The organism is Flammeovirga sp. EKP202 (genome assembly GCF_014534745.1).
Classification (GTDB): Bacteria; Bacteroidota; Bacteroidia; order Cytophagales; family Flammeovirgaceae; genus Flammeovirga.
In genome coordinates this window covers 1-23,110 of the sequence record NZ_JACVVP010000046.1, presented here as the reverse complement: position 1 = coordinate 23,110, position 23,110 = coordinate 1, and the positions used below count along the sequence as shown (strand labels likewise).

At 34.4% G+C, this 23,110-nt stretch carries 19 protein-coding genes; 12 read left to right on the top strand and 7 right to left on the bottom strand.

Translation table 11 applies throughout. The features are described from left to right. Positions 1 to 19: 19 nt before the first annotated feature. The 5 genes from rdgB to IC221_RS22250 form a co-directional block, all read right to left on the bottom strand. The gene (rdgB, locus tag IC221_RS22270) at positions 20 to 601 is read right to left on the bottom strand and encodes an RdgB/HAM1 family non-canonical purine NTP pyrophosphatase (RefSeq protein ID WP_188171066.1); all 582 of its coding nucleotides are present in this window, start codon (positions 599 to 601) and stop codon (positions 20 to 22) included. A gap of 203 nt (positions 602 to 804) precedes the next feature. Further along, positions 805 to 1,836 carry a tyrosine-protein phosphatase gene (locus tag IC221_RS22265; protein ID WP_188171065.1) on the bottom strand — a complete coding sequence of 344 codons (1,032 nt, stop codon included), beginning with the start codon at positions 1,834 to 1,836 and terminating at the stop codon, positions 805 to 807. 67 nt (positions 1,837 to 1,903) lie between these two features. Then, on the bottom strand, positions 1,904 to 4,756 hold the full coding sequence (locus IC221_RS22260) for a TonB-dependent receptor (protein WP_188171064.1): 2,853 nt from the start codon (positions 4,754 to 4,756) through the stop codon (positions 1,904 to 1,906). A gap of 197 nt (positions 4,757 to 4,953) precedes the next feature. Further along, positions 4,954 to 6,045, bottom strand: a complete 1,092-nt coding sequence (locus IC221_RS22255; RefSeq protein ID WP_188171063.1) for a helix-turn-helix domain-containing protein — start codon at positions 6,043 to 6,045, stop codon at positions 4,954 to 4,956. 112 nt (positions 6,046 to 6,157) lie between these two features. Next, positions 6,158 to 6,712 (bottom strand): GNAT family N-acetyltransferase, encoded by a 555-nt coding sequence (locus IC221_RS22250; protein ID WP_188171062.1) that lies wholly within the window; start codon positions 6,710 to 6,712, stop codon positions 6,158 to 6,160. A gap of 300 nt (positions 6,713 to 7,012) precedes the next feature. Between IC221_RS22250 and IC221_RS22245 the strand changes: the two genes are divergently transcribed. The 11 genes from IC221_RS22245 to uvrC all read left to right on the top strand — a co-directional run bounded on the left by IC221_RS22245 (position 7,013) and on the right by uvrC (position 17,644). Further along, positions 7,013 to 7,639, top strand: a complete 627-nt coding sequence (locus IC221_RS22245) for an L-threonylcarbamoyladenylate synthase (RefSeq protein WP_188171061.1) — start codon at positions 7,013 to 7,015, stop codon at positions 7,637 to 7,639. Between the two features lie 92 nt (positions 7,640 to 7,731). Then, positions 7,732 to 8,667: a UDP-glucuronic acid decarboxylase family protein gene (locus IC221_RS22240; RefSeq protein ID WP_044211451.1), complete on the top strand. Its 936-nt coding sequence runs from the start codon at positions 7,732 to 7,734 to the stop codon at positions 8,665 to 8,667. Positions 8,668 to 8,860: 193 nt separating this feature from the next. Then, positions 8,861 to 9,232: a hypothetical protein gene (locus tag IC221_RS22235; RefSeq protein WP_044211452.1), complete on the top strand. Its 372-nt coding sequence runs from the start codon at positions 8,861 to 8,863 to the stop codon at positions 9,230 to 9,232. Between the two features lie 170 nt (positions 9,233 to 9,402). Beyond that, on the top strand, positions 9,403 to 10,128 hold the full coding sequence (gene lipB / locus IC221_RS22230) for a lipoyl(octanoyl) transferase LipB (protein ID WP_188171060.1): 726 nt from the start codon (positions 9,403 to 9,405) through the stop codon (positions 10,126 to 10,128). Positions 10,129 to 10,135: 7 nt separating this feature from the next. Continuing rightward, the gene (locus tag IC221_RS22225) at positions 10,136 to 11,347 is read left to right on the top strand and encodes a 3-phosphoshikimate 1-carboxyvinyltransferase (RefSeq protein ID WP_188171059.1); all 1,212 of its coding nucleotides are present in this window, start codon (positions 10,136 to 10,138) and stop codon (positions 11,345 to 11,347) included. A gap of 210 nt (positions 11,348 to 11,557) precedes the next feature. Continuing rightward, on the top strand, positions 11,558 to 12,130 hold the full coding sequence (locus tag IC221_RS22220) for a MarC family protein (RefSeq protein WP_044211455.1): 573 nt from the start codon (positions 11,558 to 11,560) through the stop codon (positions 12,128 to 12,130). A gap of 175 nt (positions 12,131 to 12,305) precedes the next feature. Continuing rightward, positions 12,306 to 13,139 carry a GWxTD domain-containing protein gene (locus IC221_RS22215; RefSeq protein WP_188171058.1) on the top strand — a complete coding sequence of 278 codons (834 nt, stop codon included), beginning with the start codon at positions 12,306 to 12,308 and terminating at the stop codon, positions 13,137 to 13,139. 26 nt (positions 13,140 to 13,165) lie between these two features. Then, positions 13,166 to 14,272 carry a bifunctional histidinol-phosphatase/imidazoleglycerol-phosphate dehydratase HisB gene (gene hisB, locus IC221_RS22210; RefSeq protein ID WP_188171057.1) on the top strand — a complete coding sequence of 369 codons (1,107 nt, stop codon included), beginning with the start codon at positions 13,166 to 13,168 and terminating at the stop codon, positions 14,270 to 14,272. Positions 14,273 to 14,340: 68 nt separating this feature from the next. Continuing rightward, positions 14,341 to 14,895 (top strand): DUF2911 domain-containing protein, encoded by a 555-nt coding sequence (locus IC221_RS22205; RefSeq protein WP_172665947.1) that lies wholly within the window; start codon positions 14,341 to 14,343, stop codon positions 14,893 to 14,895. A gap of 147 nt (positions 14,896 to 15,042) precedes the next feature. Beyond that, the gene (locus tag IC221_RS22200) at positions 15,043 to 15,669 is read left to right on the top strand and encodes a transglycosylase domain-containing protein (RefSeq protein ID WP_052444706.1); all 627 of its coding nucleotides are present in this window, start codon (positions 15,043 to 15,045) and stop codon (positions 15,667 to 15,669) included. 169 nt (positions 15,670 to 15,838) lie between these two features. Next, complete coding sequence (gene uvrC / locus IC221_RS22195) at positions 15,839 to 17,644, top strand: excinuclease ABC subunit UvrC (protein WP_188171056.1); 1,806 nt, start codon at positions 15,839 to 15,841, stop codon at positions 17,642 to 17,644. 49 nt (positions 17,645 to 17,693) lie between these two features. On the opposite strand, the gene IC221_RS22190 is transcribed toward uvrC, so the two are convergent. Further along, a complete protein-coding gene (locus IC221_RS22190) occupies positions 17,694 to 18,665 on the bottom strand; it encodes an ion channel (protein ID WP_188171055.1) in 972 nt (323 codons plus the stop codon). Between the two features lie 14 nt (positions 18,666 to 18,679). Next, on the bottom strand, positions 18,680 to 19,537 hold the full coding sequence (locus IC221_RS22185) for an aldo/keto reductase family oxidoreductase (RefSeq protein ID WP_188171054.1): 858 nt from the start codon (positions 19,535 to 19,537) through the stop codon (positions 18,680 to 18,682). Positions 19,538 to 19,640: 103 nt separating this feature from the next. On the opposite strand from IC221_RS22185, the gene IC221_RS22180 reads away from it, so the two are divergent. Then, entirely contained in the window at positions 19,641 to 22,553 is a 2,913-nt protein-coding gene (locus tag IC221_RS22180; protein ID WP_188171053.1) for a PAS domain S-box protein, read from the top strand. Positions 22,554 to 23,110: the final 557 nt, after the last annotated feature.

Sequence of the window (23,110 nt, the reverse complement as noted above, 5' to 3'; positions counted from 1 at the left end):
TGTACGAACAATTCTAAATCTAAACTTTATCTTTTAATAATTCAATTAATTTAGAAACTGCTCTGCCTCTGTGGCTAATTTTATTTTTTTCAGCAGAAGATAACTGAGCAAATGTTTTTGTTTCATTTTCAGGTCTGAAGATTGGATCATACCCGAAACCTTGATCACCTGTTCTTTCAGAAATAATATCACCTTTCGCTTCTCCTTCTACCTGTTCTACATTTCCTTCCCAAAGCAACGTAATAACAGTTCTGAATTTAGCGGACCTATCCTTTTTTCCTTCAAGGTTTTTCAATACCAAATCCATATTATCTTCAGAATCACGTTGAGGACCAGCGTATCTTGCAGAATAAACTCCTGGCTCATTGTTAAGTGCCGTTACTTCTAAGCCTGTATCATCTGCAAAACAGCTCACACCATAATTATTCCAAACGTATTGTGCCTTTTGTAAAGAATTTCCTTCTAAAGTTTCTTGAGTTTCTGGCAACTCTTCCTCACAACCAATTTCTTTTAAACTTACAATAGTGTAAAGTCCATCCAATTGCTGTTGTATTTCCTTTAATTTATTGACATTGTTTGTCGCAAAACAGATTTTTTTCATAGTCTATCACTTGGTTATGCAGTAAATATTTTGTGCACTTACCGCTTTATAATACGAATATGTTGAAAAAAAATAGATTTATTGATAAACAGAAAAGGGAAGTCATAAGTTGTTGAAATTCCATTAGAAAAATTCTAAAAATAAAAGCCCCTTACTATTCTATGATTAAGAATAATAAGGGGAGAATTGGGAAGCTAAAATGATTAATAAAGGTACTTGTTTCTTAATTTTAAAATGTCGTTTTGAGATAATTCTAACGCAACTTCAAAGTATTTGTCAACACTACCATAATCTTGAACGATTTGGTCAAAACCGGCTTTTAACCAACTTCTTTCAACGCCCATTGCTCTTCTCATGATTTCTGGAGGAATGCCCATAAATGCGACTTTCTTTACCAATTTTTCATTGTTTCCATGACGGTAATGATTCGATAATTCATATTCATCATAGATGGTTTCCATATTTACACCTAAAGCATATAACGTTAATGCTGAACATAAGCCAGTACGGTCTTTACCAGCAGTACAATGAAATACAAGTGGAGTTTCAGCTTCAAGCAGTAATTGAAAATATTCTTTATATCTATAAGCCCATTGTTGAACAAAAAGGCGGTTCATATCATGAAGCAGTTTATCAATATCTTCCTGAGTAGTGTTTTTATCAGTAATAATATCTTTAAACTCATCCATATTACCTGGGTCGATAATCAGACTGTATTCTTTGCCATTTAATCTTTCCTCAAAAATATCGGGGTTGTCTTTTTTCTCTTGAGGAGATCGGAAGTCTATCTTTTGCTTCACATTCATGGCTGTAAGTTTCTCCCAGCCACTTTCTTCTGTAGATGAAAAATCATCACTTCTATAAATGCTACCCCATTTGATTTGTCTGTTGTCATTGGTTTTAATACCGCCTATATCTCTAAAATTTGGAACCCCCTCAATGGATAAGTTGCGCTCAGAAACCCATAAACTGTCATTGCCAGAAACAGCTAAAAATACGGCTCTTTCATTTTTATCATAAGTAAGTTCAAGACTATCATTTAGTTTTCCAATATTCTTTTCTTCTAAAAATACCAGCCATTCTTTATTGCCATTGTTAGTAAAGTGATAGCCACCATCATCTTGTCTGCTGACATATATTTCTTCATATAAAGTTCTTTCAGGTGCTTCAGTTGGGGTATAGTTCCCACAAGCCATTGTGATCAAGGACATCACTGTGATTGCTGTTTTTTTCATATTGATAAACTGTAGATAACTCTCCCTACCAGATGATTGTAGGGAGAATTGATTAATAAAATGGTTTTTATAAGTTGAAGCGAAGTCCTAATTGACCTCTGATGCCATAGTATTCCACTTCTTCAGGTCGGTCAGAAGTACCATGGTAGTATTTTAGCGGTGAGTTGGTAAGGTTGTTCATTTCTACATACACCTGTATTCTATCACTGATGGAATAACTTCCAGAGGCATCAAGCATAAACATTTTGTCATACCATTGATAATGATCAGGACCAGCCTCTAAACGATATTCAGATATAAATTCACCTTTGTAGTTCGCCGCTAAACGAAGCATCAAACCTTTGTGTTCATAGAATAATGAAGCATTGTAAATGTGTTTTGGCTGATTCTTAAGAGGTTCATAAACCAATTCTTCTTCAGATAATGGAATTTCAACTTCAGAAGCCGTGAATGTATAATTCATATCAACTCCAAAACGGGACATAAAACCAGGCAAGAAAGTAAGACGTTTTGAAAAGGCTAATTCTAAACCAGTCAACCAACCTCCATTAGAGTTTTCAGGTTGATAGAAAGTAGTTAGCGTACCATCCACCATTTTTTGAGAAGCATTGGTATAGATGACATCATTGAGTTGTTTGAAGAATACCCCTGCAGAGAAAATACCTATATCTTTAAAGAAATATTCTCCCATCAAATCAAAGTTATGAGCATAAGTAGGTTTTAAGTTCATATTACCACCACTTACTGTTGGTAAACCATTCGCTCCCATATTTGAAGAAGTAGAAGGGTTTAGTTGAGAGAAATTAGGACGGGCAAATGTTCTGGTATAAGCAAAACGTATGTTGGTTTGTTCATTGGCAGTGTATTTTAAATGTGCCATCGGAAGGAGAGAATGATAAGTGTTTGATGGAGAAACAGCTTTCAAATTGCCATCAATATCCATTTCATAACCGTCCATTTGAACAAAAGTATTTTCATAACGAAGTCCACCAACAAACAATAAACGGTTGCTTAATTGCCATTCTCCCATTGCATAGGCCGCAGTTACATTTTCTCTAGCATTTGTATTGGCCAGTAAAAGATTATCTGTATTAGTCAGGTCCATAAATGCCCCTTGAGCTTCTTTGGTATCAATCCAAGATGCAGTTCTGTCCAAGTCGCTCATTGTAATATGTGGTAATAAATTATTACCGTAAGGCGATCCCATTTCACTCAAAAATTGGTTACGTTGAGGAAGAGTTTCTGTATTGAAGGATGATAAAGGATAAACTGGAGCACCTGGAATACCAATTCCAGCTATGGATAAATAAAGTGCTTGTCCAGTAACCATTGTGTGTTCTTTTCTACGGTGCTTGCCTCCAAACTTTAACTTGAAAGTTTCATGAAGCTGATTCTCTAAATTGAACTGATACGTCTGATCTGCTTCTTTCCCCTCAATACCATAAAGAATAATCATATTCAAGTTCATCAAATCAGGATTTAAGCCCACTTCATTGTGTGGTAAAATGTTTCCTGGGTGATCACCAATACCATTTGGAGAATCCATGGCTAGGTATTTATAACCATCATTTGCCTTGCCTCCGTAAGTGACACCATTTTGTCTGAAGTAAGTAAATGGTAGTCCATAATCCATATATTGATTATCAAGTGGAGTACCCATAAGAGAGCCTGTTTCATAATAAGAACCCTTCCAATTAAGTTTCCAGCCTTTACCCAATTGATGATCACCTTCAAGTTCTCCTCCAAATAAATCTGTGTTCGCTGCGTTTCTTCTCGTTAGCATTTCAGCAGCGTCATCATCAAAGTGGAAGGTATACTGTCTTGTTTTGTAATCTTCACCCATGCGGTTAAATGTTCCGCTTAAGTAAATTTGATGCCTTTCATTGAATTTATAATCAGTTGCTAAGTAAGCACCTGTAGTAGTACGTTGTCCTCTATATTGTCTTAATTCCAGATTGTTGATAGAATAGGTTGGAGCCTCTTCTACCATATAGTTATAGTTGATGATTTGATTATCTTGAGTAACACCTCTGCTCCAAGAAGATGCTGAAGCAATAACTCCTAGTTTTCCATCGAGGAATCGTTTTTGAAAAATACCTGCGAAATTATATCCGGGCTGTTCTCCTTTCTCATTATAACCAGCTCCTAAGTTGATATTTAATCCATTATCACTGGCTACTTTTCTAGTTTGAAGGTTAATACTGCCGCCAATAGCATCACCTTCCATATCAGGAGTCAATGCTTTTGTTACAGTAGCATATTCAATTAACTCTGTAGGGAAAACATCTAGTCCTGTTGATCGTGAACCTCCGCTGTACGTAGAGCCGGCTGGAAGTCTGCTGCCATTGATTAGCATAGAGTTCCATTCCATAGGAGTACCACGTACAATAGCCATCTGACCTTCCCCTCTATATCTTGTAATAGAAACACCTGGTACTCTTTGAAGCGCTTCAGCTGCATTTCTATCTGGTAACTTACCCACTTGATCTGCTGCAAGTACATTACCAATCGCAAGGCTCTTTTTTTGTAATCCTAAAGCTCTTACTTGAGAAGGTAGATACTGACTAGTGATAATAACACTTTCAAGTTCGGTTGCATTTTCATCCATTCTAACATCACCCAAATCAAGCTTTTGTCCATTGACTACTGTGATATCTTTACTGATTTTAGTGTAGCCAATAAAAGAGAATTCTAAGGTGTGATTTCCTTCATTGATATTAGAAAGGTAGAAATCTCCTGCCTGATCAGTTATGGTTCCTATATTGGTTCCTTGTATTTTAATACTAACTCCAGGAAGAGGTCCAGTTGCATCAGCAATAGAACCATATACAGCTCCTTTTTCTTGCCCAAAAGCTGAAAAGCTTCCACAAAATAAGGATGTCAAAAGTGAGATGAAATAAACAATCTTAATAGATTTCATTTGTTCGTTTTGTTAAGTGATACCCAAAATTGAAGACTCACTCAAAAAAAATCGACAAGGAGAGTTGTCTTGAAGAAAAACGTAAAAGTCAATTGGTTGTTAATATGTAATTGATTGATAATGTGATTTTTGAGGTTGTGTTACAAAATTATTAAGGATGTATTACCCCAATCTATTTTTACCTTTTTACTCAATAATTAGATCACTCTTCCTCTTATTTCTGCTTTAAAATGACTTGGAGTATTTCCAGTCACCTTTTTAAAGTAAGTATTGAAAGTAGCTTTAGTATTGAAACCACAATCAAAAGCCAAGTGCAATAATTTTCGACTTGGGTCTTCTTCTATAAGTCGAATAGCTTCTTGAATTCTATATTCATTGATAAACTGATAAAAACTTTTCTGTAGATGCAAGTTCAATGATTCTGAGAGGTGGTGTTTAGGTATATCAGCTTTTTGGGCAAGGTCAGAAAGTGAGAAGTCCTGATCTAAATAAAGTCTTTCTTTTTCTACTAAACGTTTTACTTTCGTAACGTTCTCCATACATTTTTTTTCAGATAAACTAGAGCGTTCATATTTTTTAGAAATAGTGGAGATTTCTTTCGGTTCTTCCTGTTCAATCAATAGGTCAGGTTGCAGAAGAGCATTTTTTTCACTATTCCATTGCATTACTTTTTCCTTTACCTCTAGTTCATACCTTAAATATTGGAAGCCAATAAGTATATATAAAATATAAACACTAGCTCTTAGATACTCTTGAGGAATGATATCGAAAAGGGCAATTATGAAAATAGTAATTAAGAGGCCTGATATTGGAGCAATCCATCTTGCAAAAGAATTAGGAAACTTTCTCTTTGTAACTAACCAAACGAATATATAGCCAAAATAACAAGCTGTACTAAGAACCATCAACAGTGGAATATACTTTTTATAGTACTCTAAAAATATTATTTCCTTATAGATCAATGTCATCACACCAACATAGAGGTAGACAGCAAAGCCTATAAACAATGGAATGAAATGCATTTTAGTAAGTCTTTTCTTTCCATATTGGATATATAAAAAGTCTAAGACCAAAGGACCATAAGCAAAGTTGAAACATGTAGAAAAATACTGGAACATGTATTCATCTTTGACGATAAAGAGGAGACAACTTTTGATAGTAAAATGAAATGCTAAAAAAATCAGCATTAGCATCATGGGTGATCTATTGATCTTAATTCGCCCTAAATCAAAAATCAAAAAAATTGACAATACAGTCTGGAAAAGACCTATAGCTAATAAAGTTTGCATACAAAAAATGTTTGGATGCTAAATTACTTTCAATAGTTCAATTGAACTTTACTCCAGTATTACCTGTTGATCAATTCATAACTATATGAAGGTCCTTTGGGAAAATGATTTGTTAGCTTTTGTACTTTTCTTTAAACTCTTTCAAAAAATCCTCATCATAAGGTTCTTCATCCACTTCTTCTTTATAAACTTCAAACCCAGCTTTTTGATAGACTTTAATTGCTGAGGGATGATCATATTCACAAGTATGCAACCACACATTTTCCACCTCCTCTAACTTTTCGATATAATGAGTGGCATGAGTGAGGAAAGGCAAACCCAATTGTTTTCCAATATAATCTGGCATTAGTCCGAAGTAAACAATTTCGGGTCTTGTTGCATCTTTAAAGTCGAACTCTATAAAACCGGCTGTTCTTCCTTCTACTTCTAGTAAATAGAATTTAGACTCCAGTGAGTTTAACCAGTCGCTTAATTCTTTTTCAGCCATTAAAACTCTTCCAGTCCAGCCCCAGTCTTTCCCAATAGCATTATACACATCAAGGTATTCAGTGTTATTTATAGGGTGCCATTCTTTAATTTTTCCTTTCAGCGAAAATTTTAAATACGTTTGTTGCTGTTTGTCTTTCTGTAAATACCATGTTTTTACAGGAATAGTGATATAAGCCATGACCTTCTCAATTTTTTTATTTAGATCTTCAATATTAATGAAAACTTTTGTTGAGATTACCGCATTATATAGGTAATTTAAGTAAAGCTAAGTACAAAGCCGGAAATTTAAGCCTATTAAAACCTGAATATTAAAAGTGAGAATTTCATTTTAGGTCGTATGAATGACGGTTTGATAAAACAGAGTTATACTATTGATCGTTTTTAAGTCATCGTTATCACGAGAAATACTAATTAATAGTATGAAATAGTTTTTGTCTTGGTACTTAAAGATTATCTTCACTCCTTTAAAAGTAAAGCCATGGCAGAATTTTTTAGAATCAATGCAGATAATCCCCAAGAGAGGTTGCTCAATCAAGTAGTAAATATTTTGAGAAAAGGAGGGTTAATCATATATCCAACGGATACAGTTTACGGTGTAGGGTGTGACCTTATGAATCAAAATGCACTTAAAAAGCTAATCCGTTTTAAGGGGTTGAAACCAAATAAAATGAATCTTTCTTTTATCTGTTATGACCTTTCAGATATTACAAACTATGTAAAGCATATTGAAACGCCTACTTTTAGGGTGTTGAAAAAGGCTTTACCTGGACCTTTTACCTTCATCATGCAAGCGAGTAATTCAGTACCAAAACTGGTCGACTCAAAGAAAAAAGAGGTGGGTATTCGTGTTCCAGATCATAATATTCCAAGAGAATTAGTCAATCTATTAGGCAATCCTATTGTCACCACTTCATTAAAAATGGATGATGATATACAAGAATATCCTACAGATCCGGAACTTATTTATGAGGAATATGGTCATTTAGTGGATGCTGTTATTGATGGAGGATATGGAAACATTCATTTATCAACAGTAATCAACTTAGTTGGCGGAGATTTTGATGTAGTTCGTCAAGGTTTGGGAGACATAGAAGATTATTTATAATCAAAATCAGAAGAATTTCAATAAGAAATTATAAAGTCTGATTATTAGTGCTCAGCTACATTTAAGACAAAATTTTACTTATTTAATATATCATGAAACGAGTATTAATCACGGGAGCCGCAGGTTTCCTTGGCTCACACTTATGTGACAAATTTTTAGCAAATGGTTTCAAAGTTGTAGGAATGGATAATTTCTTAACGGGTAGTGAAGACAATATTTCACACCTTTTCGGAAATCCAAACTTCGAATTTTACCACCATGATGTAACAAAGTTTGTTCACGTATCTGGTGATTTAGATTACATCTTACATTTTGCCTCTCCAGCAAGCCCAATTGACTACTTAGAAATGCCAATTCAAACCCTAAAAGTAGGTTCATTAGCACCTTACAACTTATTAGGTTTGGCAAGAGTGAAAAAAGCACGTTTTATGATCGCATCTACATCTGAGGTATATGGTGATCCTAATGTACACCCTCAGAAGGAAGATTATTGGGGTAATGTAAACCCAATCGGACCAAGAGGGGTTTATGATGAAGCGAAGCGTTTTCAGGAAGCAATTACAATGGGATATCATACGTTCCATGGTGTGAACACTGGTATGGTAAGAATCTTCAATACGTATGGTCCTCGTATGCGTCTGAATGACGGTAGAGCATTACCAGCGTTTATGAGTCAGGCATTGAGAGGTGAAGATATTACAGTTTTTGGTGACGGTTCACAAACAAGATCTTTCTGCTACGTTGATGATTTAGTAGAAGGTATTTACAGATTAACAATGTCTGATTACCATGATCCAGTAAATATTGGTAACCCTCAGGAAATCACTATTAAGGATTTTGCAGAAGAGATTGTGAAGTTGACGAACTCAGGTTCTAAGATTGTTTATAAAGATCTTCCTAAAGACGATCCAAAACAACGTCAGCCAGATATTACAAGAGCAAGAGAAATTCTAGATTGGGAGCCAAAAGTAGATCGTTCTGAAGGTCTGAAGCGTACTTTGGAATATTTTATGGAAAAAGTGAAGTAGTTTTTGACTTTAAAGTCCATAATACTGTATCTTTAGTTTAGAAAATAGTTTGGAGCATGTTGAATGTATTGTTTTAAAGGATGTTACATAAAGCATGCTCTGAATAGTTTTTTAATTTTAATCGTTAACGTTTATTTGCTTGAACTAACATTAATGTTATATTTGTCTAGACAAAAACCTCCAATTACAAAAAATGACTAGTGAAGAGAAAAAAGCTTATCTATTAATCAAATCGGTGATATTTCATTATCACGGACTAGATGAGGATGAACAAGCAATCTTGGAGGAGACTGCCACTAACATTCAAGGTCATGAAGAATTGGAATGGGCAACGCAGTTTATCGGAGAAGATTATGTCAATGCTTTTGATAGAGCAAAAGATTATCTCTCTGATGTAATGATGGATTTTCCTCCAGAAACGAGATTAAAATACATACGTCTTGCATGGGATGCCAACAATAGAAAAGGGTATATCAGTGAGATGGAAGCTACAGCTATGCTTAAATTAGCGAACACTTTGGGTGTCCAAGGTGACTTCTTAGCTTATATTAAGTCTGCGAATTAGAAAAAAAAGATACTTTTTAGTAGATATGAACCTCTTCTTTATAAAGGAGAGGTTTTTTTTGTGCAAATTCGCATAAATATTCGTGAGAATGCAGAAAGTGTTGAAACAGAAGTAATGTTTTTGTACTCAATGACTTCATGTGATGCATTGCAAAAGAAAAAGAGAGGAACATGAATAAGAAAGTTGAATTTCAACATATCGGTAAGATGCCTTATGCTAAGGCATGGGATTACCAAACAGAATTGTTCGATGCTATTGTTCAAACAAAATTGGAAAATAGAAGGAGAACAGACAGAGGAGAAGCACCAATTGAAACAAAAAATTATTTATTGTTTGTGGAACACCCTCATGTTTACACTTTAGGTAAAAGTGGTAAAGAAGAGCACCTTTTGTTGGATCAACAAGGATTGGAAAAGGAGCATGTTGAATTTTTCAAGATTAATAGAGGTGGAGATATTACTTATCATGGTCCGGGACAGATCGTAGGTTACCCTATTTTAGATCTGGACAATTTCTTTACGGATATACATAAATACCTTCGCTTTTTGGAAGAAGCTATTATTCTAACTTTAGCAGATTTCGGTATAAAAGCAGGGCGAATAGATGGTTTAACAGGTGTTTGGATTGGTGAAGATAATGATCCAAACCCAAGAAAAATATGTGCGATGGGTGTGAAAACAAGCAGATGGGTGACCATGCATGGTTTTGCACTTAATGTTAATGCAGACCTTAAATTCTTTGGTAATATTGTTCCTTGTGGTATTTCTGATAAAGCAGTGACTTCTATGGAGCAAGAGTTAGGTCATGCAGTCAATATGAAAGAAGTGGAAGAGGTATTGAAAAATCACCTTGCAACACTTTTTGAAATGGAAATTTTTGAGAACCAAAATCACTAACAGACAAATGAAAATTTATCACCCTACAAAAAAAGTAAGTTTAGATGTGCCTTTGGTATCTTCTAAAAGTGAAAGTAACAGAGCGCTGATTATTCAAGCATCTGCAAAAGAGGATATTCAGTTAGATAATATCTCTATGGCTAGGGACACGCAAACAATGATGCGTTTATTGGGTAGCGATGACCTAACTTTGGATGTATTGGACGCAGGTACAACAATGCGTTTTTTGACAGCTTATGTTACGGCAAATAACCGTCAGACAATTATGACGGGTACTCCAAGAATGCAGGAAAGACCTATCGGAATTCTTGTAGATGCATTACGCTCTATTGGTGGAAACATTGATTATATGAACAATGAAGGTTATCCTCCACATAAAATAAAGAGCTTTGCTCAAGCTACAGATACAGTAAATATTAGAGGTGATGTTAGTAGCCAATATATCTCTGCATTGCTTTTAGTCGCTCCTTCACTTCCTCAAGGGTTAAAAATTGTATTGGAAGGCGATGTGAACTCTAAACCTTACATCATGATGACATTAAGCTTGATGGAGCGTTTTGGAGTGGAGTATAAATGGGAAGATAATGTAATTACTGTTGTTCCTCAAAACTATAAGAGTGGTGCTTATACTATTGAATCAGATTGGTCTGGAGCAAGTTATTGGTATAGTATTGTTGCTCTTTCTGAGGAAGCAGAAGTGAAAATCATGAACTTGAGAGAAGATTCTCTACAAGGTGATAAGGCCATTGTGGAAATCATGGAACAACTAGGAGTGAAGAGTACTTTTGAAGCAGATGGAGTTCGCCTCACTAAAACAGCATTAGCAGATAAATTCTACTATGATTTTACACACTGTCCTGATTTAGCACAAACGATCGTTTCTTTAGTCGCAGCCTTAGGGATGGAAGGAAGAATGATTGGTCTTCAGAGTTTAAGAATTAAAGAGACTGATAGAATCGCTGCACTTCAAAACGAAATCAAAAAATTAGGTTTGGAGATCGAAGTAATCGGTGATGAAGAAATCAGAGTTCCTAAAGGAGGAATCAAGATTGAAGGTCAAACAATCGATACTTATGATGATCATAGAATGGCAATGGCATTTGCCCCGTTGTCTATTCTTGGAGAATTAGACATTGAAGAGCCAGGTGTAGTCGCAAAATCGTACCCTAGTTATTGGGAAGATTTGAAAAGTGCAGGCTTCGTCATGGAAGGCGAATAGTTAGATATAAATCAAGGTGCTCAGATAAAAATAATAAGAATATCAAGGTAAAGTATCATTTACATCCATCTTGATATTAGAGGGTAGTTATTCATTATTTTTGAAAGAGTACATCGCATTCAAAATGCACTAAAAGTGGTTCTATTCAATTTTTGAAATTAGTGATCACAAAAAATAATAAATGGTTAAATAAATTTTGTCTGAGTACGTATGGAATTAGATGTTAGTTTCAAAGCAATAGTGTCTGTATCACTTATCCTTTTCTCTGTAATTGATATTGTGGGATCAATTCCGATCATTATCGATTTAAGGGAAAAAGAAGGGAAAATTGAATCAGGAAAAGCAACCATTGTAGCAGGAGTTATCATGGTGTTGTTCTTGATAGTAGGTACACAGATTCTAAGCCTTTTTGGGATTGATGTAAGTTCTTTTGCAATTGCAGGTGCTATAATCCTTTTCCTTTTAGGAATTGAAATGATATTAGGGATTGTGCTCTTTAGAAGTGAAGCAGATGAAGGAGGTACAGGATCTATTGTTCCTTTGGCTTTCCCTTTGATTGCAGGAGCAGGAACAATGACAACAATTATCTCATTGAAATCCGAGTATTCAACTTTAAGTATACTTTTAGGGATTTTCATCAATTTGATATTTGTATATATTGTATTGAAAAGTTCAGGGTGGATTCAAAAGAAGCTAGGACAAGGAGGTGCAAATATTTTGAGGAAAGTATTTGGTATTATCTTATTAGCAATTGCGATTAAGCTCTTCAAAACAAATATATAATAGTGAGGGTAGGCCAGTATGTCTACCCTTATTTTTTATGTCTATCCTCTCTTACAGAGGTCAACACTCTCTTTTTTCAATTAAGGGTGCTGTAGAATTGAAAACTTCATTTTTTTGCATTAACTTCTACTATCCCTAAAAATGAGATCTATAGAACATCTAATAAGTTTAATTGATGAAACAAACTGTTAAAATAATAGCAGTAGTATTCATTGGAATTATTACCCCATTTATACTACAAGCTCAAAGTGTCTCTAATTTCACTGTCAATCTAGGAAGTACAGCAAAATATGTTCGAGAAGGAGAAAATTTTACTATTCAGGGTGACAATGCCCAAAGATATTTTGTATATCACTTTTCTACAGACTTTATGCCTGCACCTCCACCAATGGTCGAAAATGCAAGTACAGGTAACCCAATGATTATTGATTCTACTTTTGAGGTAAAAGCAAATGAACCGATAGAAATAGCAACAACGGGGCTGTATTTTATTCAAACAGATACGACAAGTAGAGATGGAGTAGGTTTTACAGCCATGCCTTCTGATTTTCCGAAATACCGGAAAATGAGAAATATTTATCCTCCTATGGTTTATATTTCTACACAAAATGAAATGATGTCTTTCAAAACAGGGAAGCGACCAAGGGAGGCATTTGAAAACTTTTGGATCAATGTAGCAGGGTCACCTGATAATGCAAAGCGGCTGATCAAATTGTATTTTGAAAGAGTTTCAGAAGCAAATACACAGTTTTCAGAATATAAAGAAGGTTGGAAAACAGATAGAGGTATAGTTTTTATTATTTTTGGAGCACCAGATGAAATCTCTAATATAGATGGTGGAATTCGATGGTCTTATGATAGTAACTTAAATCATGGACAAGTAGAATTTGACTTTATTGAAGATATTAATCAGTTCACTGGAACGCATTATGTTCTGAAGCGTTCTTATGATTATAAACGTGTGTGGTTTGATACTGTCAAAAAATGGCGTAACGGTACCATCCAATAACTTTCTAACGAACAACAAACTTTAAGATGAAAAAAGCATTATTTATAGACCGTGATGGGACAATTATTGTTGAACCTCCTGTAGATTATCAGGTAGATTCATTGGAAAAACTAGCATTTGTTCCTCAAGCAATCTCTCAATTGCAGAACATTGTAGAAGAATTGGATTATGAATTGGTAATGGTAACCAATCAAGATGGACTAGGAACAGATAGCTTTCCTGAAGACACTTTCTGGCCTGCTCAAAATAAAATGTTAGAAACATTAAAAGGAGAAGGCATTGAGTTTGATGATATCTTAATTGATAAAACATTTGAGCATGAAAAGGCTCCTACAAGAAAACCAAGAACAGGCCTGATGACTAAATACATGTCCGGCGAGTATGATTTGGCAAATTCTTTTGTAATTGGAGATCGTTTGACAGATGTTGAATTAGCGACAAATTTAGGAGCTAAGGGTATCTTAATCGGTGATGTACAAAAGTCAGATGCTGTTTTAACGACAAAATCTTGGAAAGAAATTTATAGTTTCTTGAAAAACTATAAGGCAGGTGGAAGAGCCGCCAAGGTAGAGAGAATAACAAATGAGACAAAAATTCTGATCCAAGTAAACCTTGATGGTACAGGTAAATCTGAGTTATCAACAGGAATTGGTTTCTTTGACCACATGTTGCATCAAGTAGCAAGACACGGTAAAGTCGATTTGACGGTTAAAGTAGAAGGTGATTTACATATTGATGAGCACCATACTATTGAAGATACAGGTTTAGCAATTGGAGAAGCTTTCAAGCAGGCATTAGGTGATAAGAGAGGAATCGCAAGATATGGATTCTTTATTGCTCCAATGGATGAGGTATTAGCACAAGTAGCATTAGATTTTTCAGGTAGACCATGGTTTGTTTGTGATGCTCCTTTGTCTAGAGAAAGAGTTGGAGATTTCCCTGTTGAAATGTTTTCACACTTCTTTAAGTCATTCTCAGATACTTCAGGATGTAATTTAAACATCAAAACTTCAGGAGATAATGATCACCATATTATTGAAGGTACATTTAAAGCTTTTGCAAAAGCACTAAGAATGGCCATTCAAGTAGAAGAAGGTAATAATGAAATTCCAAGTACAAAGGGCGTACTTTAAAATTTCTTTACGATATTTGAGCGGACATTATCATTGCGGTAATGTCCGCTTTTTATTTTTACAAAGAGATGATCAAAAATATATACACATTATTACTACTGTTTTCACTTTTAAGTATCAACGTATTTGCTCAAGAATTGGAACATAAACCAAGAAAGAGTGAAACAGGTTTGGCTACTTATACCATGAAAGATGGTACTTATGTAAAAGTGACGTATGGCAGACCAAAGATGAAATCAGATTTTGATACCAAATTTGGAGTATCAGTCCCATGGAGAAAACTTTGGCGTTTTGGAGATGATGATGCTACTGAAATCACAGTGACCGAAGATGTAACATTGGCAGGGCAACCGCTTGAGGCCGGGACATATTCTTTATATGCTATTCCGGATACAGCGGAGTGGACATTAATTGTCAACAAAGCAGTAGGGCAATGGGGAACTTTTAAATATGATCAATCTAAAGATGTTTTTAGAGTGAAGTTACCCTCATTGAATTCATTTAAAATTTTCAGGAAGTTCTCTATCTTCCTTCAAGAAGATGAAGAAGGTTGTAATTTGGTAGCCATCTGGCAGAGAGTTTCTATTGTAGCTCCAATCAGAAAAGAGGAAGAAAGTGAATGATTTTCTTTTATTTAATAAAGAAAAGCTAGAACTTTATTATAAATGTTGGTCATCCAACAGCAAACTACTTCACAAAACTTTCAGGTTATCTTAAATTGTAGTATCACTATAACATTAAAATGCCTATTTATTAAATGATTTACTAGCATGTTTGTACCCTTTTTAAAACGACTTGCCGTTCTAACGATTATCGCTCACATTTCATTTTTTGCATATATAGCATTAGGTTCACTTTATGTAAAGTGGGCAAATCCCTCTATGTCTATGTTTATGTGTGTGAGGTCTCATTTTGATATCACGAATATTATCACTCCTAAGTTTATACCAAAAGAAAGCATTCCAACAGATTTGCAAACAGCAATAGTAGGTTTGGATGACCCTTCTTTTAAAATACATAAAGGCTTTTCAATGGAGTCCTCTCCTAACACTGCTACCATCTCTCAAAAAGTGGCGAGAACAATGTTCTTATTTCCACATCAAAATAACCTTGGATCTTACTTAGAAACCTTGGCAGCTGTTGAGATGGAATTGATATTAGATAAAAATAGAATATTGGAATTGTACCTCAATTATTCAGAGTGGGGTGACAATATTTACGGTGTTGGTGAAGCTGCGGATTATTATTATAAAAAAGACATTCAAAATCTTTCAAGAAGACAGAAATTAAAATTGGCTTCTGTACTGGCAAAACCTCTTGAGGTAGACCCGAGTACTTATGATAAAAATAAAATTGTCGAAGCACGTTTTAACCTGTTGAATAAATTAATGGATTAGGAGGTAACCTGAATTCGACGAAAAATACAATCAGTTGTTCAGTGATGATGACAACTGAACTAAACATAAAATGACGGAGACGTGGTGATTAAAACTACGTCTCCGTTGTGCATTTAATTGATCAATAAATTCCCGTTTTTTATGGAATAGATGATTATATTTAAAAATTATGGATTATAAAGAAGAGTTGATGAAGGTCGTCAAGAACCTTCCCCTTCAGCCAGGAGTTTATAAGTACCTCAATGAGGAAGGGAAAATCATCTACATAGGAAAAGCAAAAAAACTGAAAAACAGAGTTTCTTCTTATTTTCTGAAACAAGCCGGTATGAATCGCAAAACCAAAAGGTTAGTTTCTGAAATTAGAGGGATAGAATATACAGTAGTAGACTCTGAATATGACGCATTATTATTAGAGAATAATCTTATCAAAAAGAATCAGCCCAAGTACAATATTCTTTTGAAAGATGATAAAACCTATCCATATATCTGCGTTACAAAAGAAAGGTTTCCGAGAGTTTTCTCTACAAGAAATACATCAGATAAAAGGCATCGTTATTTTGGACCTTACCCCAACGGAAGAGCAATGTCTGCTTTGCTGGATCTTTTCAAGCAACTCTATAAAATAAGAAACTGTACTTATAACCTTTCGGAAGAAAATGTAGCAGCAGCTAAATACTCAGTTTGTTTAGAATACCATATCAACAATTGCCTAGGGCCTTGTGAGGGAAAACAAACCGAGGAGAGTTATAATGAAGATATTAAGCAGATTCTTAATATTTTGAAGGGTAACCTGAGTGTTGCCAGAGAGTATTTTACTCAGAAAATGGAAGAAGCGGTAGCTGCTTTAGCTTTTGAAGAAGCAAATACTTGGAAGCAAAAACTAGAGTTGATCACAAATTACCAATCGAAGTCACTTGTAGTTTCCCCTACTTTAAAAGAAGTAGAAGTATATGCGATCATTTCTGATGAGCGATTTGCTTACGTCAATTTCATTAAAATCATGAATGGGGGGATCATCTATGCTGAGTCTAATCAGATCACAAAAAGAATGGACGAGGAAGATGAGGAATTACTGCTGCACGCTATCATGGAATTTAGAGAGCGATACAGAACCTCAACACGGAAAATATATACGAATATTGAAATCACTTCTTTTGATGAGGAAGATGATCGAATGGAATTTTCAGTTCCGAAAATTGGAGATGGAAAGAAACTTATTCAATTGTCTTTCAAAAACGCAATGTATTTTAAGCGTGAAAGAGAAACTTCAAGAGGAGAGATCAGCGATAAGAAAAGTAATTATCAGACATTACTACAGTTGAAAAATGAACTGCAACTTAAAGAAGTGCCTGTGCATATTGAATGTTTTGATAACTCAAATATTCAAGGTACTAACCCTGTTTCTGCTTGTGTAGTTTTCAAAGATGGTAAACCATCCAAAAAAGATTACAGACACTTTCATGTAAAAACAGTAGAGGGACCAGATGATTTCGCATCAATGGAAGAAGCGGTATATCGCCGTTATAAAAGGTTGTTGGAAGAAAAGCAAAAACTCCCACAATTAGTTATTATTGATGGAGGAAAAGGTCAACTGAGTTCAGCATGTTCTGCTTTAGAAAGCTTAGGACTTTATGGAAAATTACCAATCATCGGTATTGCAAAGAAGCTTGAGGAGATATTTTTCCCAGAGGACCCAATTCCATTACACTTAAGTAAAAAATCAAGATCGCTTCAATTAGTACAGCGATTAAGAGATGAAGCACACCGTTTTGGTATTACATTTCATAGAAATTTGAGAAGTAAAGGAAGTATTCACTCAAAGTTAGAAGATATACCTGGAGTAGGGCCTAATACCATTCAGAAGCTTTTGAAGCATTATAAGACAATTACGAATATTAAAGCTGCTCCTGTAGAGGAATTAGCGGATTTGATAGGGAATAGTAAAGCACAAAAAGTAAAGGATGGATTGTCCTAATATAATTACGGCTATTACTTAAATGAAGTAATAGCCGTAATTATTAAAGTTATTTTTTCTCTTCTTTGGATGGAAGTATATCCGTTAAGTGAATGTCTTTTACACTAAGAATGATATCGCCCGATTCATCAACATGAAAGTTTCTAACAAACCTTCTACCTTCTACAAAATCTGTCGCAAAATAAGAGTGGTAGGTATAGGTATCTTGCCCAAAAGTTTCATCAAAGCCCTTTAATACAATAAGGATTTCTCCATTTTGATGGATCAAATCATCCAATGTTAAATTATAGAGAGGACTTTTTTCATCAATCATATGTACAATTGTCCATGAAAGAGGCATAAACATAATGTTTGACCTTTCTAAGGAAATATCATAAAACTGCCTTCTAAATATTTCATTACCGTTTGTATCCGTTTGTTTCTTTTGAATGGAAACATAAACAGAGGCTTCAAGATTCAGTAAAGTATTTGCTCTACTGTTGGTAACTCTAAATTGTAAACAATCTTTGTCAGTATCCTTGAATTTGGTCAATAATGCATTCTTTGAGAAGACAATTTTAGAAATAGGCCTTGAAAAACGACCATAAAGAATACCGGTAGAAAAAGCAGATAAAAGTAATCCGTTAAAAGCTTCTAAACTTGCAATTAAACTAATAGCATGACTTTGAGGAGACATTGCTCCATACCCCACTGTTGTGAAAGTTTGGACACTGAAGAAAAATGCTTGTACAAATTCATCCCACAAACTATTGGTTTTGAAAACACCCGTGATGTGTTCTACTCCACAAGCCATATATAAGAATGCATAGATCACATTTGTAGCCACAATTACACTCCCAATCACTGTGATAAAAGGAAGCCAATTAATTGTGATCAACCAATGGTAAGCATCGCGTACAAAGTTGGCAGTACCGATTCTTTTTACATTAAAACTACCATCAGGGTTAATAATACGCTTGGTTTCATGTTCATATTGAACACCAACGCCAGGGTCTTGAATTTTTGAAGTTTTATCAGACATACTATTTATTTCACCTAGGCTACCTCATGACCTTCAGCAGCTTCTAATATTCTAAACCAATCTTCTCTCTCTAGTTTTACATTCATTGCTTTTGCAGCATCAACAATACGGCTGGCTTTTGTTGTACCAAGAACTGGAACAATCGCAGTCGGATGTGTAAGGTGCCATGCAAAAATGGTTTGGTCGATACCAAGGTTGTATTTCTCTCCAACTTCCTGTACAACTTTCTTCAGATGTAGAATTTCAGGTGAAGATTCTGTAAATATTCTACCATTTCCTAAAGGCGACCATGCCATAGGTTGAATATTATTTTTCAAGCAATTATCTAATGACCCATCATAAAGTGCCTTTGTTTGAAGTGGCGAGATTTCAATTTGATTAATGCTCAAAGGGAATTCCTTTTGTAACATATCTACTTGATGAGGCAAAAAGTTACTTACCCCAAAAGCTTTCACTTTGCCCTCTTTTTGTAAAGAAGTAAAAGCTTCAGCGACTTCAGCAGGATTTAATAAAGGATCAGGTCTATGGATCAATAAATAATCAATCACTTCAACTCCTAATACTTTAAGGGAGTTTTCTGCAGATTGAATAATGTGGCTAGCACTTGTGTCATAAGACTTAATTTGATGGTGTGGTCTGTTAGGTGTAATCAATTTTATACCACACTTGGTTACGATCTTAAGTTTCTGTTGCAAGTCAGGCTTTAAAGCAAGTGCTTTACCGAACTGCTCTTCAATCGTATAACCTCCATATATATCAGCATGATCAAAGGTATCTATACCGTTGTCAATACTTGTTTCAATTAACTTTAAAATTTCTTGCGAACTAAGTGTTCCCCAGTTCCAAACACCGGTTACAATTTTTGAGATCATTTGTTTTTTTTTATTTTAGTATATAAAATTAATAATGTCGGAAATAACTAACCGTTTCTCGTAGAAAAAGCTTCTACTTTGAGTAACTAATATAAATTACGCTATGTATAAAGAGACTTTCCTTAATTTAATAGAGAAAGACAAAAATATTCCTTTTTTTATAATTGAAAAAGAGAATTATTCTTTCTTAGAAAGTCACAAAGCCCAAATGATTTTAGGTATTGAATATCCGGAAGGAGATGAGATAATTAATTTCTTTGAGTTTTGTCCAAGGGAGTGGCATGGTATTTTTAGAGGCACTTTTCTAGAATTAGAACAATTGAACTATGGTGCATCATTAGAGCAGAAGTTATATTATGAAAACGGCACCTATCAGAAAATAGAAATCATCAATGATAAAAAAACCTTTATCATTAAACAACAAGAAGAAGATTTAAACCACAATGTTTCATTTTTAAAGTTAACCAATCATCTTTTATTGAAGCATTCAGATGATGCAATTTTCATTATTGACAAAAACTTTAAAGTATTATTTTACAATAATGCATCAAAAGCTTTAGGGAGAAGGTTATTAGGTAAGGTAGAGGATATAGGCTCTAAAATGCATTATTTCTTAGAAAAGTATGAACGGTTAAAAATTGGAGTTCATAAAGCATTTAATGGAGAGGAATTTCAATCTGAGTTATCTTATTATTTACATTCCGGCGAACAAGTTTTTCTAAAGACACATTACCAACCTATTTATCTACAAGGACAAGAAGTTGAAGCTTGTCTGATAAGAAGTAAAGACATCACTACTCGTTCTACAGTAGAAGAGATGTTTAGTTCTATGTTGGAGCAGAGCAATATTGGCTATTCAATCATAGATACTGATTTTAAAATTGTAAAAATCAACAAGTACCTAAGGGATTTATTACAATACTCGGAGCATGAAATTATTGGAGAAAAATTTACAGAATTCATCCATCCTTCTTTAAGAGCTCATTTTCTGGAAGAATTTCAACTTATTTTATCATCAAGTGAGGTAGAATCCCCTCACAAGCTTTTCATTGACTTAAGATCAAAATATGGTACAGCTTTACTTTTTGAGGTACAGACTAGAAAGGTAAAGATATCAGAAAGAAGATTTGCTGTTTTTACTACTCTTAAAAATGTCACTCAAAAAGAGCAAAACAATCAGATGTTAAAAGAGATGCAACGATTGATCAAAGCTTGTGGTTGGGTATATGATCGTTTTTCTAAAACAATGAATGTGACGGAGGAGGTGGCTCAGGTAATCGGCATTTCACAAGAATTTATCTATAAAAATCCGACAGCTTTGCTGAGTATGTGTGATGAAAGATCTTACCTGAAAGCGAAAAAAGAATTGCTAAAATCCTATAAGACACAATCAGATTTTGACCTAGAGTTATTAATCAGAGGAAAATATAGAGGAGAACAGTGGGTGCGATTAACAGGTAGGCCAATTATAAGACATAATAGGGTAGTCGGACTTTATGGAGGAATTCAAGACATTACTCAGCAAAAGAAGCAATTAGGACTCTTAGAAAGAAATGAAACCTACATTGATGAAATACAACGAGTAACACATGTGGGAAATTGGGTATATGAACCTCGAGAAGAGCGTTATTATTGGTCTGATCATCTATATACTCTTTTGAATTTAGATAAATCACAAGGTATACCTTCTACTAAAACACAACTCAATTATATTGATAAGCATTACCGTATAGTTTTTAGGGAAGCAATTAAACGTCTTTCAATATTACATAAACCTATTGATCTTGATATAAAATGTAGTGGGCAACTATTAAATGTTACACAATTAGAATTCTTGAATATTCAAGGAAGAGCGATTTACGATCAATCAGGAAGTCTTTTGCGTTTTGTGGGAGCTGTAACGGATATTACAGAAAGGAAAAGGAAAGAAGAATTAAGCAAGAGTAAAAAGATCTGGCTTAAATCAATGATTAATGCAGCGAAAGATAGCTTCATTGCTGAATTTTCGGGCAGGGTGGTCAATTATAATAAAGGGCTGCAACGCTTATTAGGGTTTAGTAATTACTTTGATTTAAGGGGAAAGGTATTTTTAGACTTCTTTCATGAAAGAGATCACAATAGGATATTGGAGTATAGAAACAACTGTCGTATTGGTGATGTTTCCAATCCCTCAAAAATAGAGGTGCAAATGAGAAAAAGAGATTCTTCTTATGTGGATGTAGAGTTAAGTGCAAACCTTGCAAAAATCCAGGGCAAACTATATACAATATTTAATGCTCATGATATCACTAAAAGAAAAGAATATGAGCAGGGACTGATAGCAAAAAATAAAGAGTTAAAGGAAACCAATAAAGAACTAGATCGCTTTTTATATAGTACTACTCATGATTTGAAAGGACCAGTGACCTCTTTAAAAGGATTACTAAACCTTGCTTATAAAGAAAAGCCAGAAGAAGTAATGAGAGTGTACCTTCCCATGATGAATAAAAATGTGGATAGGGTATTGGATTTGATTAAGGACTTTGGTGAATTTTTACGAAACAATAGACAAAACTTAGAACCTAAATCAATTGACCTTTTTGAAGAATTGAAGTTGATCATAGATAGTCATCAATTTCATTTAAGTAGTGACTTTGTGATCAACTTAGATATCTCCACGAGCAAACGATTTGTTTCAGATAGAATCCGTTTAAGAAGTATTCTAACCAACCTCTTTACAAATAGTGTGAAGTATAGTGATGCTGAGAAAGGGTATAAGTTCTTAAACATTGTAATCAAAGACCATTTGAATGGTATTGAAATTCAATTTGAGGATAATGGAGAAGGAATTTCACAAAGTGACCAATCAAAAGTCTTCGATATGTTTTATAGAGCATCTGAATATAAAGAAGGAACAGGGTTAGGACTCTTCATTGTCAAAGAAGCTGTAGAAATATTGGGTGGTGAAATAGAGCTAAATTCAGAAAAAGGGCTAGGGTGTAATATAAAAGTATATTTGCCCGCATTAAATAGATGACTTTAAGAGTCTATATATTAGTAGGGTGTGTTTTTATTTACTTTTCTTTGAAATATTTTTATTGGATAGCCCTTGCATTTTCAAAACAAGCTCTTACCTTTGCACTCGCTTTTGAACGGAAAGCCAACAAAAACATGATGTAAAAGAAGACTTTTTTGATGATACAAATCTTTGTGTCAGAGTAAAATGAAGCAATGAAAATTAAGTTTCTAAATAAAACAAAATAAGCATTGCAGATTAAAAAACTCTTTTTACCTTTGCACTCGCCTTTAACGAAAGGCTTTAAAAACTTCTCTTTTGAAGTGATAAATAATGAGTGTTGAGAGTTGAGAAAATGACTCAAAAAAAACTTCAAAAATTTTTGAAAAAAGATTTGGAAGTTAAAAAGAAAAGTTCTTACCTTTGCACTCGCTTCTGAAAAGAAGTAGCGATAAACAAAAGAGTTTGTCGGAATAAAAATCTGAAAAACAGATCATTGAGCTTCGGTTCAAACGTTCTTTTGATGTAATGAAAAAGTAATTATAAGATCAGCGAAAGCGGATCCCAATTACAGTTAA